At 75.1% G+C, this 15,703-nt stretch carries 17 protein-coding genes; 10 read left to right on the forward strand and 7 right to left on the reverse strand.

What is annotated here, in order from left to right; genetic code table 11:
• Nucleotides 1–32: 32 nt before the first annotated feature.
• Both ACZ6PY_RS29350 and ACZ6PY_RS29355 read left to right on the forward strand, forming a co-directional pair.
• Nucleotides 33–1,505, forward strand: coding sequence for an ATP-binding protein (locus ACZ6PY_RS29350; protein ID WP_466078186.1), 1,473 nt, complete (start codon nucleotides 33–35; stop codon nucleotides 1,503–1,505).
• 23 nt (nucleotides 1,506–1,528) lie between these two features.
• Nucleotides 1,529–3,346 carry an acyl-CoA dehydrogenase gene (locus tag ACZ6PY_RS29355; protein WP_466078189.1) on the forward strand — a complete coding sequence of 606 codons (1,818 nt, stop codon included), beginning with the start codon at nucleotides 1,529–1,531 and terminating at the stop codon, nucleotides 3,344–3,346.
• Between the two features lie 6 nt (nucleotides 3,347–3,352).
• On the opposite strand, the gene ACZ6PY_RS29360 is transcribed toward ACZ6PY_RS29355, so the two are convergent.
• Nucleotides 3,353–4,006 carry a class I SAM-dependent methyltransferase gene (locus ACZ6PY_RS29360; RefSeq protein WP_466078192.1) on the reverse strand — a complete coding sequence of 218 codons (654 nt, stop codon included), beginning with the start codon at nucleotides 4,004–4,006 and terminating at the stop codon, nucleotides 3,353–3,355.
• 135 nt (nucleotides 4,007–4,141) lie between these two features.
• Between ACZ6PY_RS29360 and ACZ6PY_RS29365 the strand changes: the two genes are divergently transcribed.
• The 6 genes from ACZ6PY_RS29365 (at nucleotide 4,142) to ACZ6PY_RS29390 (ending at nucleotide 8,191) form a co-directional block, all read left to right on the forward strand.
• A complete protein-coding gene (locus ACZ6PY_RS29365) occupies nucleotides 4,142–4,555 on the forward strand; it encodes a nuclear transport factor 2 family protein (RefSeq protein ID WP_466078347.1) in 414 nt (137 codons plus the stop codon).
• A 92-nt stretch (nucleotides 4,556–4,647) separates the two neighbouring features.
• A complete protein-coding gene (locus ACZ6PY_RS29370) occupies nucleotides 4,648–4,941 on the forward strand; it encodes a hypothetical protein (RefSeq protein WP_466078195.1) in 294 nt (97 codons plus the stop codon).
• A 97-nt stretch (nucleotides 4,942–5,038) separates the two neighbouring features.
• Nucleotides 5,039–5,908, forward strand: coding sequence for an AraC family transcriptional regulator (locus tag ACZ6PY_RS29375; RefSeq protein ID WP_466078198.1), 870 nt, complete (start codon nucleotides 5,039–5,041; stop codon nucleotides 5,906–5,908).
• Between the two features lie 61 nt (nucleotides 5,909–5,969).
• The gene (locus tag ACZ6PY_RS29380) at nucleotides 5,970–6,548 is read left to right on the forward strand and encodes an alpha/beta fold hydrolase (protein WP_466078201.1); all 579 of its coding nucleotides are present in this window, start codon (nucleotides 5,970–5,972) and stop codon (nucleotides 6,546–6,548) included.
• 109 nt (nucleotides 6,549–6,657) lie between these two features.
• On the forward strand, nucleotides 6,658–7,209 hold the full coding sequence (locus tag ACZ6PY_RS29385; RefSeq protein ID WP_466078204.1) for an RNA polymerase sigma factor: 552 nt from the start codon (nucleotides 6,658–6,660) through the stop codon (nucleotides 7,207–7,209).
• A 16-nt stretch (nucleotides 7,210–7,225) separates the two neighbouring features.
• Nucleotides 7,226–8,191, forward strand: a complete 966-nt coding sequence (locus ACZ6PY_RS29390) for a CU044_5270 family protein (RefSeq protein WP_466078207.1) — start codon at nucleotides 7,226–7,228, stop codon at nucleotides 8,189–8,191.
• An 18-nt stretch (nucleotides 8,192–8,209) separates the two neighbouring features.
• Here ACZ6PY_RS29390 and ACZ6PY_RS29395 read toward each other — a convergent pair whose 3' ends face one another.
• From ACZ6PY_RS29395 to ACZ6PY_RS29405, 3 genes are all read right to left on the reverse strand, one after another.
• Nucleotides 8,210–9,889, reverse strand: a complete 1,680-nt coding sequence (locus tag ACZ6PY_RS29395; protein WP_466078210.1) for a long-chain-fatty-acid--CoA ligase — start codon at nucleotides 9,887–9,889, stop codon at nucleotides 8,210–8,212.
• Nucleotides 9,890–10,010: 121 nt separating this feature from the next.
• A complete protein-coding gene (locus ACZ6PY_RS29400) occupies nucleotides 10,011–10,187 on the reverse strand; it encodes a hypothetical protein (RefSeq protein ID WP_466078213.1) in 177 nt (58 codons plus the stop codon).
• 72 nt (nucleotides 10,188–10,259) lie between these two features.
• Complete coding sequence (locus ACZ6PY_RS29405; RefSeq protein ID WP_466078216.1) at nucleotides 10,260–10,973, reverse strand: polyamine aminopropyltransferase; 714 nt, start codon at nucleotides 10,971–10,973, stop codon at nucleotides 10,260–10,262.
• Nucleotides 10,974–11,182: 209 nt separating this feature from the next.
• Here ACZ6PY_RS29405 and ACZ6PY_RS29410 point away from each other — a divergent pair, with 209 nt between their 5' ends.
• On the forward strand, nucleotides 11,183–12,187 hold the full coding sequence (locus ACZ6PY_RS29410; protein ID WP_466078350.1) for a zinc-binding dehydrogenase: 1,005 nt from the start codon (nucleotides 11,183–11,185) through the stop codon (nucleotides 12,185–12,187).
• A gap of 16 nt (nucleotides 12,188–12,203) precedes the next feature.
• On the opposite strand, the gene ACZ6PY_RS29415 is transcribed toward ACZ6PY_RS29410, so the two are convergent.
• Complete coding sequence (locus ACZ6PY_RS29415; RefSeq protein WP_466078219.1) at nucleotides 12,204–12,809, reverse strand: class I SAM-dependent methyltransferase; 606 nt, start codon at nucleotides 12,807–12,809, stop codon at nucleotides 12,204–12,206.
• A gap of 173 nt (nucleotides 12,810–12,982) precedes the next feature.
• Between ACZ6PY_RS29415 and eccB the strand changes: the two genes are divergently transcribed.
• A complete protein-coding gene (eccB, locus tag ACZ6PY_RS29420; protein WP_466078222.1) occupies nucleotides 12,983–14,365 on the forward strand; it encodes a type VII secretion protein EccB in 1,383 nt (460 codons plus the stop codon).
• 71 nt (nucleotides 14,366–14,436) lie between these two features.
• Here the strand turns inward: eccB and ACZ6PY_RS29425 are convergent, their stop codons facing one another.
• Both ACZ6PY_RS29425 and ACZ6PY_RS29430 read right to left on the reverse strand, forming a co-directional pair.
• Entirely contained in the window at nucleotides 14,437–15,042 is a 606-nt protein-coding gene (locus ACZ6PY_RS29425; RefSeq protein WP_466078225.1) for a class I SAM-dependent methyltransferase, read from the reverse strand.
• 44 nt (nucleotides 15,043–15,086) lie between these two features.
• Nucleotides 15,087–15,689 (reverse strand): phosphatase PAP2 family protein, encoded by a 603-nt coding sequence (locus ACZ6PY_RS29430; RefSeq protein ID WP_466078228.1) that lies wholly within the window; start codon nucleotides 15,687–15,689, stop codon nucleotides 15,087–15,089.
• Nucleotides 15,690–15,703 lie beyond the last annotated feature (14 nt).

Below are 15,703 nucleotides of genomic sequence, written 5' to 3' on the forward strand. Positions count from 1 at the left end.
GCGGACACCGCCGCAGCGAGGGATGTGGTCGCATGACCGGGTACGAGGTCCGGCCGGACGTCGAGACGGTGACCCTGCTCGGCGCCCGGGTGACAGTCACCGACGCGACGGCGCTGCTCGCCGCCGCCCAGGACGGGCCGGTGGAGCTGCTGGCCGGCGGCGACTTCCCCGCGCCGGTGCGGGAACTGCGCTGCACCGTGCGCGCCGGCAGCCGGGACGGGCAGCCGGTGCACCGCTTCGAGGCGTACCTGCGGGCGGACCCCGCGCTGCCCGGCGCCGGCCTGCTCGCCCTCGGCCTGGCCGGGCCGGTCGGGCTGCTCGTGGCCCAGCGGCTCGCCGCGAGCGGCGGCGACGGGCCGGCCGCCGCCGTCGGCCGGGTCGCCGCCGAGGCCGGCCGCCGGCTCGGGCTGCGGCCCGCCGGGGCCATCCTCGCCGAGCCGCCGCGCGACCCGGCCGGCCGGGCGGTGCTGCGCGCCGCCGAGGAGGCCGGCCTGCGCCCGGAGGTCAACCACGACGGGTCGACCGTGCGGATACGCGCCGAGGTGCCCAGCGCCGACGTGACGGTCGCGCACCTGACCGCCATGATCGGCGTGGTGCTCCAGACCGTCCGGGAGCTGGCCGGCGACACCCCGGAGCCGACGCTGCTGCGCGGCCGGTCGTACCCGGTGGGTCACCGTGCGGCCGCGGCGGTGCCGCGCAGCGCGGCGGTGACCCTCGACCAGGTCGGCGGCCTGCCCGACGTGGTCGCCCGGTTCCGCGAGGTCGCCGTGTCGTTCCGGCACCCGCAGGCGATGGCCCGCTGGGGGGCGCGCCGGCCGCAGGGCATCCTGCTGTACGGGCCGCCGGGCACCGGCAAGACCATGCTGGCCCGGGCCCTGGCCAACGAGATCGGCGCGGACTTCGTGGAGATCCGCACCCCGGAGATCCTCGACAAGTTCCTCGGCGGCTCCGAGCGCAACATCAAGCGGATCTTCCGGGAGGCGCGCCGCTACCGGCGGCCCACCGTCATGCTCTTCGACGAGTTCGACAGCATCATCAGCTACGCCGGCTCCGGCGGCGACGCGGCCAGCCAGGCGGTGAACGCGGTGGCCGGCATCTTCAAGCAGGAGATGAACACGCTGTTCGAGGAGAACCCGGACGTCATCGTGGTGGCGACCACCAACTTTCCGCAGCGGGTGGACGCCTCGCTGACCCGCTCCGGCCGCTTCGACCTCAAGATCGCCATCCCGGCGCCGGACGAGGCCGGCCGCGCGGAGATCCTCGCCAAGATGATCCGCGAGCTGATCGACAGGCACGAGCGGCCCGGCTTCCGGATGTTCGCCGCCGACGTCGACCCGGCCGCGCTGGCCGCGACCACACCCGGGCTCACCGGAGCCGACCTGCGGGAGGCGCTGCGCCGGGTGCAACTCGCCAAGGCGCTCCGGGAGGCGACGGAGGGTGCGCCGCCCGCCCCGATCAGTCAGGATGACCTCCGAGAGGCCGTCGCCGGGCTGCGCCGCGGCTGACGACGGTCGACGGAAGGAGTCCCGTGTCGTCGTCCACCCTGCTGTCCCGTCGCGATCTGGCGTTCCTGCTCCACGACTGGCTCGACGTCGGCCGGCTGACCGAACGCCCGCGCTACGCCGAGCACTCGCGGGAGACCTTCGACGCGGTGCTGGACCTCGCCGCGCAGGTCGCCGCCGAGCAGTTCGCCCCGCACAACCGGGCCGCCGACGCCAGCGAGCCGACCTTCGACGGGCAGCGGGTCCGCACCATCCCGCAGGTCAAGGCCGCCCTCGACGCGTACGCCCACACCGGGCTGCTGGCCGCCACCATGGACGAGTCGGTCGGCGGCATGCAGCTGCCGCACGCCGTGGCCGCCGCCTGCTCCGCCTGGTTCCAGGCCGCCAACGTGGCCACCGCCGCCTACCCGCTCCTCACGCTCGGCAACGCCAACCTGCTGCTCGCCCACGGCAGCGCCGAGCAGATCGACACCTGGGTACGGCCGATGGTGCAGGGCCGGTTCTTCGGCACCATGTGCCTGTCCGAACCGCAGGCCGGCAGCTCGCTCGCCGACATCACCACCCGGGCCGAGCCGCAGGACGACGGGACGTACCGGCTCGTCGGCACCAAGATGTGGATCTCCGGCGGGGAGCACGACCTGGCCGAGAACATCGTCCACCTGGTGCTCGCCCGCATCCCCGGCGGGCCGCCCGGGGTGAAGGGCATCTCGCTGTTCATCGTGCCGAAGGTGCTCCTCGACGACGACGGCGCGCTCGGGCCCCGCAACGACGTGGTGCTGGTCGGCCTCAACCACAAGCTCGGCTACCGGGGCACCACCAACACGCTGCTGAACTTCGGCGAGGGCGTGCACCGCCCGTACGGGCGGCCCGGGGCGGTCGGCTACCTGGTGGGGGAGCCGCACCAGGGGTTGGCGCAGATGTTCCACATGATGAACGAGGCGCGCATCGGCGTGGGCGCCGGCGCCACCGCGCTCGGCTACACCGCCCACCTGAAGTCCGTGGCGTACGCCCGGCAGCGCCCCCAGGGCCGGCCGGCCGGCGACAAGGATCCCACCGCTCCGCAGGTGCCGATCGTGGCGCACGCCGACGTCCGCCGGATGCTGCTGGCGCAGAAGAGCTACGTGGAGGGCGCGCTCGCCCTGATCCTCTACTGCGGGCGGCTGCTCGACGAGGAGAAGACCGCCCCGGCCGAGGCCGACCGCAGCCGCGCCCACCTGCTGCTGGACCTGCTCACGCCGATCGCCAAGAGCTGGCCGTCGCAGTGGTGCCTGGCCGCCAACGACCTGGCCATCCAGGTGCACGGCGGCTACGGCTACACCCGCGACTACGACGTCGAGCAGCACTGGCGGGACAACCGGCTCAACGCGATCCACGAGGGCACCCACGGCATCCAGGCGCTGGACCTGCTGGGCCGCAAGGTCACCATGCGCGACGGCGCCGGCCTGGAGCTGCTGCTGGAGACCATCCGGGCCACCGTCACCCGGGCCTGGAAGACCGACGGCGAGGCCGCCGAGCTGGCCGGCCGGCTCGGCGCGGCGGTCGACCGGGTCGCCGTGGTCACCCGGCGCCTGCACGGCGCCGGCGATCCCGAGGTGACGCTGGCCAACGCGTCGCTCTACCTGGAGGCCGTCGGGCACGTGGTGATCGCCTGGATGTGGCTGGAGCAGCTGCTGGCCGTGGAGGCGCTGGGCAGCCCGGACGGCCCGGACGCCGACTTCCTGGCCGGCAAGCGCCAGGCCGCCCGGTACTTCTTCCGCTACGAGCTGCCCCGCACCGGGCCGCAGTTCGACCTGCTGGAGAGCCTGGACCGCACCACCCTGGACACCCGGGAGGCGTGGTTCTGAGCCGGCCTAGGACTTCCGGCGCGCCAGCAGGGTGGAGTCGTCGACGTCGACAGTGACGCCGTCGCGGGTCACCGTCCGGGGCCGCTGCTCGACCACGAGGGCCTCGAAGTCGTCCGGCAGCCCGGGCAGCAGATCCTCGGCGAGGAACATGGCCCGGCGGTGGCTCGCGCTCAGCTGGGTGAACGTCTCGTGCGGCGCGTGGCCGACGACCAGCAGGTGCCCGCCGGGTGCGACGGCGCCGGCCAGCCGGCGGGTCACCTCCACCATCCCGCCGTCCGGCGGGTGCAGGAAGTGGCTGGTGACCAGGTCGTAGGACCGCCCCTCCGCCGCGAAGGTCCGCGCGTCGACCTGCCACCAGTCGGTGCGGTCGGCGACGCCGGCCTGCTCGGCGTGCCGGGCCGCGCGGGCCAGGCCGTTGGCGGAGAAGTCGGCGCCGGTGACCCGCCAGCCCTGCCGGGCCAGCCAGATCACGTCGCCGCCCTCGCCGCAGCCGACGTCGAGCGCGGTGCCGGGCGTCAGGCCGGTCACCTCGGCGACGAGCTGCGCGTTGGGGTTGCCGCTCCAGATCTTCTCCGCGCCGGAGTACCGCTCGTCCCAGGCCGGCGGCTCGAAGATGGCGGCCGCGTCCTCCTCGGCGTGCTGGTGTCCGTGTCCACTCATGCGGCGGCTTCCTTCCCCGTCGGGCTCCGTGCTGTCCACGCCACCAGCATCCGGAACGCCCTCCGCCGATGACAAACTTTCTTGCTGTTTCGGCAAATCCCGCTCGCCCGCTGGGCGCGTTGCGGCCGTCCGGGGATGTCGGTGCCGGCCGGTAGCGTCCGCGCCGTGAGTGACACCGCCGTCAGCCGGCAGGCCGCCCAGGACTACGTCGACCGTCTCGAACGCCGCGACTGGCCCGGCTTGGCCGGCCTGCTCACCGACGACGTGGTCTACGAGATGCCGCAGACCCGGGAGCGCATCCGCGGCCGGGAGGCGTTCCTGCGGTTCAACATCGACTATCCCGGTGACTGGCACCTGCGGGTCCGCCGGCTGGTCGCCGACGGCCGGTTGGCGGCCCTGTGGCTCGACGTCCGCGTGGGCGACGAGCAGCAGGACGCGTGTGTCTGGCTGGAGGTGTCCGAGCAGGGCCTGATCAACCGGATCGTCGACTACTGGCCCGAGCCGTACGAGCCGCCGCAGGGCCGCGAACACCTCGTCGAGCGGTGGTGATCGACTCCGGCCGTCCGGTCCCGGGCGGCGACGGGGAGAACGCGGTCCTCGGCGGGCGGAGGGGTTGCCGGCCCGCGTGAGAACATGCCTGCATGAGCAGCGATGCCCGAATCGAGGTCAGCGCCCTGGCCATCAACGTCACGATCCCCGAAGGGCTCCGCTGGACCGACACCCGCCGCGGCGAGGAGTTCACGCTGACCACGCTCAACGTCCGGCTCCTGCCGGACGGGCGCCTCGCGGCGAAGGCCTACGGCCGCCCGACCGCCGGCGGCCGCGGCACCTACGTCTCGTTCCCGGTGCCCGAGCGACCCGAGCTGGTGGCCCTGGTCGACCGGGCTGCCGGCCGCGCCGGCGAGCTGTGGGCGGCACACCGCGGTCTCGGCTGAGGGCTCCGCTCCCCGGAGCGGCATGATCGGATCGGGCCACAGCGGTCGGGCGCAGCCGGGGTCTCCCGGGCCAGTCTTGACGTCGAAGGGAGGCCTCGTGATCTCGGCACTCAACCGGCTCGTCGATGTCGTCGAAGAGCACCTGACCGAGGAGTTCGACGTCGTCGGACTGGCCAGGGCGCTCGGCACGACCGAATACCACCTGCGCCGGATGTTCTCGTCACTGGCCGGCATGCCGCTGTCGGAGTACGTGCGCCGGCGCCGCATGACCGTCGCCGCTGCCGACGTCGTTCGCGGCCAGGACGACCTGCTGAGCATCGCCGTCCGGCACGGATACGGCTCGACGGAGGCGTTCGGGCGTGCGTTCCGGGCGGTCCACGGTGCCGGCCCCGGTGATGTCCGCCGCGACGGAGGCCCCCTTCGCACACAACCGCAGCTCAGGTTCCGCCTGAGCGTCGAAGGGAGCAGACCCATGGACACCCGCATCGTCGACCGCCCCGCGTTCCGGCTCGTCGGACACGCGGTCCGGGTTCCGCTGATCCACCACGGCGTCAACCCGCACATCCAGCGGCACATCACCGCACTGCCGAAGGAGGAGCATCTCCGGCTGAAGAGCCTCGGAAACACCGAGCCGCCCGGCCTCCTGCAGGTCTCCGACGACGTCGACCCCGACGGCGCCGAGGGCACCGAACTGACCTACCTGCACGGGGTCGCCGTCGCACGGGACACGTCGGTCCCGGACGACCTCGACACCATCGAGGTCCCCGGCGGCAGGTGGGCCGTCTTCCGCACCACCGGACCGCACCCGCAGGTCCTGCAGGAGACCTGGGCCGCCACCGCGACCGACTGGTTCCCCTCCAACCCGTGGCGTCTCCGGCCCGGACCCTCGATCGTGACGGTCCTCGACCACGCGGACGACTTCAGCACGGCGACCTGCGAACTGTGGCTGCCCGTCGAACCGGCGTGACGATCCCTGCCGGCCGGCACAATCGTCGTTGTCCGACCCGAGCGCGCGGAGGTGGACCGTCATGGGGGTGACCCGGCAGGTCCTGTTCGTCCAGGGCGGCGGCGCGGGCGCGCACGACGAGTGGGACGACAAGCTGTTCGACAGCCTGAGGCGGGAGCTGGGCGACGGGTACGAGGTCCGCTACCCGCGCATGCCCGACAAGGACGACCCGAGCTACGCCGGGTGGAGCGCGGCCATCCGGCGGGAGCTGGCGGCCCTGGACGACGGCGCGGTCGTCGCCGGCCACTCGGTGGGCGCCACGATTCTCGTCGCCGCGCTCGCCGAGCGACCACCGGAACGGGAGCTCGGCGGGATCGTGCTGGTCGCCGCGCCGTTCGTCGGTGCCGGCGGCTGGCCCGGCGAGGAGTTCGAGCTGCCGCACGACCTCGGTGCGCGGCTGCCGCACGGCGTGCCCGTGCACGTGTTCCACGGGCTCCGGGACGACACCGCCCCACCGTCGCACGCCGACCTGTACGCCCGCGCCATCCCGCAGGCAACGCTGCACCGGCTGCCCGGGCGGGATCACCAGCTGGACAACGACCTGAGCGAGGTGGCCAGGACGATTCGCTCCGGCGACCGCCGACCCGTCACGCCGGGATAGTCCGGAGCCCTGGACCGAGCTCTCGTTCCGGGTAACACCCGCGCCCCGCCGGACGAAGAAGGGGTGTAACGGCTACGAGGGAGGACGGCCCGTGCATGATCCTGGCTCAGTGGAGGGTGACATCTCCGGCATCGGAGCCGATCCGGTGGCCTTCGAGATCTTCTACCGGCGGCACGTCGAGGCGGTGGGCCGGTTCGTGGCCCGGCGGGTCGACGACCCCCACCTCGCCGCTGACCTGACCGCCGACGTGTTCCTCGCGGTGATCGAGTCGGCGGCCGGCTACCGGCCGGACCGGGGCAGCCAGATCGCCTGGCTGTTCGGGGTGGCCCGCAACGTCATCGCCGACGAGCGGCGCCGGGCGGCCCGACGGCTGAGGGTAACCGGCCGGCTGGCCGGACGGCGGGACCTGGCCGCCGACGACATCGCCCGCATCGAGGAGCGGATCGACGCCGAGGCGGCGGCGCGCCGCACCTGTCGGGCGCTGAGCGGGCTGCCCGAGCACACCCGGGCGCTGGTCGAGAGCGTCGCGGTGGACGGCCTCACCGTCGCGGAGGCGGCGACCGCGCTCGGGATGTCCCCGGTCGCCGCCCGGGTCCGCCTGCACCGCGCCCGTCGGACCGTCCGCGCCGTGCTCGCCCGCCCGGCCACCACCCTCGCCTGAGACGGAGATGGAGACGATGAACACGATCGAGCGGTCACCACACGGCTTCGAGGAGCAGCTCCTCACCGATCTGAAAGAGCACATCGTCCGGCGGTCCGAGGCCGCCGCGGCGCCGCGTCCGGCCGGGCACCGGATCCGGTTCCCGCGGGGTTGGCGCCTCGCCGGAGCGCTCGGGCTGGCGGTCGCGCTGACCGCCGGCGCCCTGGCGGCCCAGACGATGGGGCTCGGCACCCAGCCACCACCCGCGGCCAGCGCGTCGGAGATCCTCCGGCTGGCGGCCGATGCCGCCCGGCAACAGCCCGAGCTCACCGCCCGACCCGACCAGTACGTGTTCACGGAGGCGCTGGCGACGGCGCGGGAGAGGCCGGACAGCGGCCCGTACCTCACCATCCGGGTGCAGATGTGGCAGTCGGCCGGGGGAGTCGCGCACCCGCAGGCGCGGTACCGGCCGGAGAACGACCCGAACGGGTGGGGTGAACGGCGCGTGCTGCGCCCGACCGACGCCGCGGATCCCGGCAAGGAGCTGGACGAGCTCCCGTCGCCCGCCTACCACGGCGACCTGCCCACCGACCCGGACCGGCTGCTCCGGTACCTGCGGGAACACCCGGTCGACCTGCACCTCCCCGCGGGAGCCGACGAGAAGGCCGTGTACGGGAGCGAGAACATGCCGTACACCACCGCGCGGTCGCTGCTCGACGGCTACGTGCCGCCCGGAGCGCTGGCGGCGCTGTTCGAACTGCTGGCGCGGGAGCCGGGAGCCGTCGTCATCTCCGGCGACGTGGTGGATGCCGCCGGCCGGCACGGGGTGGCGATCCGCATGCCCGGCGTGATCGGTGGCAACAACGACCTCATCTTCGACCGGAACACCCACGTCTACCTCGGCACCCGCAGGTCCGTGGTGCGCGACGGCAGGGAGTCGCCGGAATCGGCGGTCGCGCGGCTCCGGATCGCGATCGTCGACCGGCCGGGCCAACTGCCCTGACCGGTGCCGGCCCCGCTCTCAGTCCCCGGCGAGCAGGCGGTCGCGGACCTCGCGGCGCAGAACCTTGCCGATCTGCGAGCGGGGCAGCTCCTCGACCACCACGACCCGGCGCGGCACCTTGTAGCCGGCGAGGTGCTGCCGGCAGGCCGAGCGCACCGACTCCGGGCCGGCGCCCACCCCCGGGTCCAGCACCACGGCGGCCACCACCTCCTCGCCGTCCCCGGTGGGCAGGCCGACCGCGGCGGCCTCGCGGACGCCGGGGACCCGGAGCAGCGCCTCCTCCACCTCGGACGGGTAGACGTTGAACCCGCCCGTGATGATCAGCTCCTTGATCCGGTCGACCACGGTGACGAAGCCGTCGGCGTCCATGGTGACCACGTCCCCGGTGCGCAGCCAGCCGCCGGGCAGCAGCACCCGGGCCGTCTCCTCGGGGCGGTTCCAGTAGCCGGCGAACACCTGCGGGCCGCGGACCAGCAGCTCGCCGGCCTCCCCGGGGGCGCGGTCCCGGGTCGGGTCCTCCGGGTCGACGATCCGCACCTCGGTGGACGGGAAGGGCACCCCGACGGTGCCGGGGCGGCGGGTCGGTGCGACCGGGTTGCCCAGCGTGATGGGCGAGGTCTCGGTCATCCCGTAGCCCTCGACGAGCAGGCCGCCGGTCACCGACTCCCAGAGGTCCACGGTGGCCGGCGGGAGGGCCATCGCGCCGGAGATGGCGTACCGGACGGAGGTGAGGTCGGCGCCGCGTTCCCGGGCCGCGGCGGCGAGGCGCGCGTAGACCGGCGGGACGGCGGGCAGGAAGGTCGGCGGGCGCCGGCGCGCCGCGTCGAGCACCTGGTCGAGGTCGAAGCGGGGAAAGAGCACCAGGGTGGCGCCGATGCCCACCGCGAAGGTGAGGCAGAGGGTCAGCCCGTAGGCGTGGAACAGCGGCAGCACCGCGTACACCGTCTCGGCGCCGTCGCGCAGGCCGGGCACCCAGGCCCGGCCCTGCGCGGCGTTGGCCCGCAGGTTGCGATGGGTCAGCACGGCGCCCTTGGGGACGCCGGTGGTGCCGCCGGTGTACTGGAGCAGCGCGGTGTCGGTGGGTCGCGGCGCGGGGTGGTCGGCGGCCAGCGGGGCGGCGTCGGCGAGCAGCGCCGGCCAGGGGAGCGCGTCGGGGGCCGGGGCGGTCATGGCGGCCCGGGCGGCGCGGACCTTGGGCAGCGGCAGCCGCAGCGCCCAGCGCTTGAGGCGCGGCAGCGCCCCGGGCAGGTCGACGGCCACGACCGTCTCGACCGCGCCCCGCCCGGCGACCAGCGCCGCCACCCTGTCCCACACCACGGCGACCCGGGCGCCGTGGTCGGTGAGCTGGTGGGCCAGCTCGTCGGCGGTGTAGAGCGGGTTGTGCTCGACCACCACCGCGCCGAGGCGCAGCACCGCGTAGAAGGCGACCACGTGCTGCGGGCAGTTCGGCAGCACCAGCGCGACCCGGTCGCCGGGGCCGACGCCGAGCCGGCGCAGCGCCTCGGCCGCCCGGGCCACCTGGTCGGCCAGCTCCGCGTAGGTGGTGGTGGCGCCGTAGAAGTCGAGGGCGACCCGGGGGCCGAACCGGCGGGCCGCGTCCGTGAGCAGGTCCACCAGCGAGCCGGTCGGCTCGGCGATCTCGGCCGGTACGCCCGGGGCGTAGCTGCGCGTCCAGGGCCGCTGCGCGGTCGCGTCCATCGCCGTCTCTCCTCGCTGCCGGATGACGGCCCTCAGCCTAACTTAACCACCCGGTAACTTACCCCGCGGTAACTTTGCCGGGTTCGTCACACGGCGCGGCGTGGCGGAGTGGCGCGCCCGGTCAGCGGCGGCCGGCGGGCCGGTTCAGCACCCGCCGGGTCTTCACGGCGGCCAGGACGACGACCACGACCAGCGCGACCAGCCCGATGATGATCAGCCAGCGGACCGCCTCCAGCAGCAGCCCGAGCAGGATGAGCACGCCGGCCGCGACGCCGACGATCCAGAGCAACGCCCGCATGTCATCCTCCCGGGAGTACGGTGGGCCGCCCGCTTTCCCGCTCCGGCTCCCGCCATGCCTGTCCGGGGGCGGTCACTGCCGGGCCACGTACACCGTGTTCGCGGCCTCCCGGCCCTGCAACGGGTTGGGGAAGCGGACGACATGCGCCACCGAGGTCGGGAACACCTCGGTCAGCGTCCGCTGGAAGGCGGGGTCGGGCGGGTCGTTCGACCAGAGCGCGAACACGCCGTCCGGGTGCAGCAGCGCGGCCAGCCGGCGCAGCCCGTCCACCGTGTAGAAGGCGGCGTGGCTGGGGTGCAGCACCTGGCGCGGGGAGTGGTCGACGTCGAGCAGCACCGCGTGGAACCGGCGCCCCGGCGCCTCCGGATCGAACCCGGTGCCGTCCGCGACCGCCGCGAAGAAGTCCGCCCGGACGAACCGGGTCCGCGCGTCGGCGGCCAGCCCGGCGGCGAACGGCAGCAGGTCCCGGCGGTGCCAGTCGATCACGTCCTCGATCGCCTCGACCACCAGCAGCGAGCGCACCCGGGGGTCCTCCAGCGCGGTGCGCGCCGTGTAGCCGAGGCCGAGCCCGCCCACCACCACGTCCAGGGCCGCGCCGGTCAGCGGCGCGAGCCCGAGCCGGGCGAGTTCGATCTCCGCGACGGGGAAGAGGCTGGACATCAGGAACTCGTCGTCGAGCTTCACCTCGTACACGTCGACGTCGAGCGACGGGTCGCGGCGCCGGCGCAGACTGATCTCGCCGATCGGCGTCTCCCGCCAGGCCAGTTCCTCGAAACGTGCGCCCACGCGTGTCCTCTCCGCCGGTCCGTGACCGGATGCTACCGGCCGGTCGTCGGGGGACCCGAGGATATGGGCGGCCAGGCCGTTTTTCCGTGCCCGCCGGCATCGCCGGGCCGGCGGCGGGTACGCCGACGGCGACTCCCGCCCGGCGCGGCCGGCGGGTCGAGGACGTGGCGGGTCGAGGACGCCGGAGAAGGGATGCGGACGTGGCGGAGATGCTGGCCGGACGGCTGCACGTGGCCGATCGGGCGCTGCGGATGGAATCGGTTCCGGTGCCCGAGCCGGGGCGCGGGCAGGTGCGGATCCGGGTCGCCGCGGCCGGCGTGTGCCTGTCGGACGTGCACCTGATCGACGGCACCCTCACCCCGCTGTACCTCGGCGGGGACGTGGTGACCCTCGGCCACGAGGTCGCGGGCACGGTGGACGCCCTCGGTGACGGGGTGACGGGCTGGCAGCCGGGCCAGCGGGTGCTGCTCCAGGCGGGGGAGCGGGACCGGTTCGGCCTGGTGCTCACCCGCGGCGTCGACTACGACGGCGGCTGGGCCGAATACGCCCTGGCCCGCGAGGACACCCTGGTGCCCGTCCCGGATCTGCTCCCGTTCGAGCAGGCCTGCATCATCCCCGACGCGGTCTCCACGCCCTGGGCGGCGGTGACCGAGACCGCCCGGGTCCGGCCGGCGGAGGCGGTCGCCGTGTGGGGCGTCGGTGGTCTCGGCGCGCACGCGGTGCAGTTGCTGCTGCTGGTCGGCGCGGCACCGGTGATCGCCGTGGACCCGCTGCCGGCGGCCCGGGACCGGGCGATCGCCCTCGGCGCGGACGTGGCCCTCGACCCGACGGACGACGGTTTCAAGGACGCCGTGCTCGAACTGGTCGGCACCCGGGGCCTCGACGTGGCGTTCGACTTCGCCGGTGTCAACGCGGTCCGCGAGCAGGCCATGACCGTGCTCGGCAGGCACGGACGGCTGGTGCTCGCCGGCATCGCCAACCAGCCGATCAGCATCCCGTCGGACAGCCGGTTCACCTACAACCGGCAGGCGGTGCTCGGACACTACGGCTCCGAGGCCGAGCACGTCGGGCAACTGGTCACCCTCACCGGGCTGGGCCGGCTCGACCTGTCCGCCTCCGTCAGCGACGTGCTGCCGCTGGCGGACGCGCCGGAGGCGGTGCGCCGGGTGCAGGAGAAGGAGGGGGATCCGATCCGGCTGATCCTGCGGCCCTGACGGGTCGCGGCGCCGGTCAGTCGGGGCGGCTCGCCACGACGACGGTGTCGAGGGCGTCGACGGTGCCGCCGTCGGTGGTGGACACCGGACGGCGGGCCGTCTCGGCGCGCCGGATGTGCAGCCCGGCCAGCCCGTCGACCACCGCCTCGGGGGTGAGCAGCACGGCCGGGTCCTGCGGGCCACCCGTGCCGCCGGTCAGGTTCGCCAGGTCGTGGCCGACCACCACGAGGCTCCCGCCCGGACGCAGCGCCTGCTTGGCCGCGGCCAGCACTCGCGCGAGATCGCCGGCGGGCAGGTGCAGATAGCTGATCAGCACGAGGTCGTAGCTGCCCGGCACCGGCCGGTACGCGGTCACGTCGGCGACCCGCCACTCGACCTGGACGTCCCGGCCGGCGGCCAGCTCACGCCCCCGGCCGACGGCCACCGGCGAGAAGTCCACGGCGGTGACCCGCCAGCCCTGCTCCGCCAGCCAGACCGCGTTGCGCCCCTCACCCGCGGCCAGGTCCAGCGCGGCGCCGGGGGCGAGCCCGGTGACCGACTCGACCACGAACCGGTTGGGCTCAGCGCTCCACACCAGCCCCGGTGTGCTCGCGTACCGGGCGTCCCAGGCGCTGCTGTCCACTGTGTCCCCTCCTCCGGCGGCCCCACACCGCCATGGTGACCGTACCGGCTGCGACAAGCGCTCCCACGGCGAGTCCCGCGATCGCCCACGGTGGCCGGGCGACACGGAGGGTCCGCACGGCATCGACGGAGCGCTTATCCTGTGCGCCGACGATCGTTCTCGGAAGGGGCCCGATGCCGTCCCGGCAGGACCAGCTCCACTCCTACCAGTTCACCGTCCAGCGGGCCGTCGCCGCCCTGGTGATGCGGGAGACCGACCCCGCGCAGTCGCCGTTCCGGCGGCTGGCCGGCGCCGGTCTGGCCAGCGTGCTGGTCGCGGTGATCGCGCTCGGCGGGGTCGCCCTCTACGGCCTGTTCGCCGGCGGCGGCAGCGCCTGGCGCGACACGGGCGCGGTGATCGTGGAGAAGGAGTCCGGCGCGCGGTTCGTCTACCGGGACGACAGGCTGCACCCGGTCCTCAACTACGCCTCGGCGCTGCTGGTCATCGGGGCGGAGCGGCCGAAGACCGTGCTGGTCTCCCGCCGCTCCATCGAGGGCGTGCCGCGCGGCCTGCCCCTCGGCATCGCCGACGCCCCCGACTCGCTGCCCGCGCCGGGGCGGCTCGCCGGCGGGGCATGGACGGTCTGCTCGGTCACCGCCGCCGAGGCGGGCCGCACGGAGGTCCGTTCGGCGCTGCTGGTCGGGCGGGACCCCTCGGGCGGCCGGCCCCTCGGCGACCAGGGCCTGCTGCTGCGCCACCCGGACGGCAGCCTGCACCTGCTCTGGCACGAGCGGCGCTACCTGCTCCGGGACACCGACCGGGTGCTCGCCGCGCTGGCCGCCACCCGGGAACGGGCGGTGCCGGTGGCCCCGGCGCTGCTCCACACGGTGCCGGCCGGCGCCGACCTGGCACCGCCCCCGCTGCGCGACCTGGGCACCCCGTCCGAGCGGGTCCCCGGCGCGACCGTCGGCGACGTCTACCTGGTCCGCAACTCCGGGGGCGGCCGGCAGTACGCGGTGGCCGGGCGGACCGGCCTGGCCGGCATCACCGAGTTGCAGGCGGCCCTGCTGCTCGCCCGCACCGGCCAGGGCGACCCGGAACCGATCACCCTGGGCCGGTTCGCCGCCCTGCCGAAGCTCCCCGACCTGGTGCCCACCGGGCCGACCGCCCCGCCCGCCGTCCCGCCCGCACTGGCCACCGTGGAGGGCGGCGCGCTCTGCGCGAGCGCTGGCGACGACACCGGCGTCCGCGAGGTCCGGCTCGGCGCCACCCCGCCGGACCTCTCCGGGGCCGCGCGGACGCCGGCCGGCCGGGGCGGCCTGGCCGACCAGGTGGTGGTCGAGCCGGGGCGGGGTGCGCTCGTCGAGTCGGTCGCCGCTCCCGGCGCCAGCGGCGGGGCGGTGTGCGTGGTCACCGACCTCGGCCGGCGCTACGTGCTGGCCGGCACCGACGTGCCCGGCATGCTCGGCTACGCCGGGGTGCGTCCGGTCCGGCTGCCGGCGGGCCTGGTCAGCCTGGTGCCGGCGGGCAGCCCGCTCGACCCGGCCGCGGCCCGCGCGGTCGCCGCCCCGGCGTGAGGCCGGCCACGGCCCGCGTGGTCGCCGCCCCGGCGTGAGGCCGGTCGTGGCGGGAGCGGCGCCGGGACGGCTCAGGCGGCCGGCTTCCGGAACACGGTCACCGCGAACTCCGCGTCGTCGCGCCAGGGGCGCAGGTCCCAGGTGGCGAAGCGGTGTTCCCGGCGGAGGCCGGCGGCCGCCGCGTCGGCGTCCAGCCCGGTGAGCGGGTAGCCGCGGTCGGTGCCGAAGCCGACCACCACGACGCCGTCCGGCCGGACGTGCGCGGCCACGCGGGTCAGCACGGCACGCTCGGTGCCGGGGGCGACGAACGCCATCACGTTGCCGGCCACCACGGCCGCGTCGAACGGCTCCGGCTCGTCCTGCGCGGCCAGGTCCAGCTCGGCCAGGTCGGCGACCAGGAAGCGCGGGCCGGGATGGTCGGTGCGGGCGGCGTCGATCAGCACCGGGTCGGCGTCGACGCCCACCGCGGTGTGTCCCCGGGCGGCCAGCTCGGCGGCCACCCGCCCGGTGCCGCAGCCGGCGTCCAGGATCCGCGCGCCCGGCGCGACGAGCGCGTCCAGCAGCCGGGCCTCGCCGGCCAGGTCCGCCCCCTCGGCGGCGAGCTGGCGGAACCGGTCGACGTACCACTGCGAGTGGCCGGGCTTCGTGTCGGTCACCCAGCGGGTCGGCTTGCCCATGCCGCCCACGGTAGCTGATCTTGTGGGAGCCGGCCGGGGGAATCTCAGTGCAGCGCCAGGAAGGCGCCGGCGGCGAGCGGGGCGCCGGTGACCGCACCGGCGACCACCTGCGGCCAGGTGTGGTCCCGCAGGACCACCCGGGACCAGCCGACCGCGACCACCAGCAGCCAGCCGGCGTGCAGCGCCGGACCGAACAGCAGCACCAGGACGGTCGTGGTGGCGGCCGCGACCGCGCTGTGGATGCTCAGCTTCCACCAGTGGTTCACCAGGGTGCAGGCCACGCCGACCACGAAGATCACCACGATCACGGCGAACAGTTCGGCCGGGGCGCGCAGCGCGGCCAGCAGGGCCATGCCGAGCGCCACCGAGGCCAGGCCGGTCAGCAGCGGGCGGGCCCGCTGGGTGCGGTCGCCGACGTGCCGGTCGGTGAGCCGGCCGCGGCGTACGCCGTGGACGATCACGCCGACCGGGATCACCGCGCAGAACAGCAGGGCGGTGCCGGCCCAGAGCAGGAACTGCTGCGGGGAGCGGCTGACCCGGGCGGCCGCCACCAGCGGCAGTGCGGTCACCAGGACGCCCGGTGCGAGCACCTCGGTGACCAGCCGGGCCAGCCGCCCGCTGACCGTCCGTTCCCGGGTCGCTCGCACCGGGCCATCCTGGT

The organism is Micromonospora sp. NPDC048907 (genome assembly GCF_055586885.1).

What these genes read in the sequence shown, in the direction of transcription:
- ACZ6PY_RS29350 (WP_466078186.1), top strand. Translation starts at nt 33, where the DNA reads ATGACCGGGTACGAGGTCCGGCCGGACGTCGAGACGGTGACCCTGCTC.
- ACZ6PY_RS29360 (WP_466078192.1), bottom strand. Translation starts at nt 4,006, where the DNA reads ATGAGTGGACACGGACACCAGCACGCCGAGGAGGACGCGGCCGCCATC.
- ACZ6PY_RS29365 (WP_466078347.1), top strand. Translation starts at nt 4,142, where the DNA reads ATGTCGGTGCCGGCCGGTAGCGTCCGCGCCGTGAGTGACACCGCCGTC.
- ACZ6PY_RS29370 (WP_466078195.1), top strand. Translation starts at nt 4,648, where the DNA reads ATGAGCAGCGATGCCCGAATCGAGGTCAGCGCCCTGGCCATCAACGTC.
- ACZ6PY_RS29380 (WP_466078201.1), top strand. Translation starts at nt 5,970, where the DNA reads ATGGGGGTGACCCGGCAGGTCCTGTTCGTCCAGGGCGGCGGCGCGGGC.
- ACZ6PY_RS29390 (WP_466078207.1), top strand. Translation starts at nt 7,226, where the DNA reads ATGAACACGATCGAGCGGTCACCACACGGCTTCGAGGAGCAGCTCCTC.
- ACZ6PY_RS29395 (WP_466078210.1), bottom strand. Translation starts at nt 9,889, where the DNA reads ATGGACGCGACCGCGCAGCGGCCCTGGACGCGCAGCTACGCCCCGGGC.
- ACZ6PY_RS29400 (WP_466078213.1), bottom strand. Translation starts at nt 10,187, where the DNA reads ATGCGGGCGTTGCTCTGGATCGTCGGCGTCGCGGCCGGCGTGCTCATC.
- ACZ6PY_RS29410 (WP_466078350.1), top strand. Translation starts at nt 11,183, where the DNA reads ATGCTGGCCGGACGGCTGCACGTGGCCGATCGGGCGCTGCGGATGGAA.
- eccB (WP_466078222.1), top strand. Translation starts at nt 12,983, where the DNA reads ATGCCGTCCCGGCAGGACCAGCTCCACTCCTACCAGTTCACCGTCCAG.
- ACZ6PY_RS29425 (WP_466078225.1), bottom strand. Translation starts at nt 15,042, where the DNA reads ATGGGCAAGCCGACCCGCTGGGTGACCGACACGAAGCCCGGCCACTCG.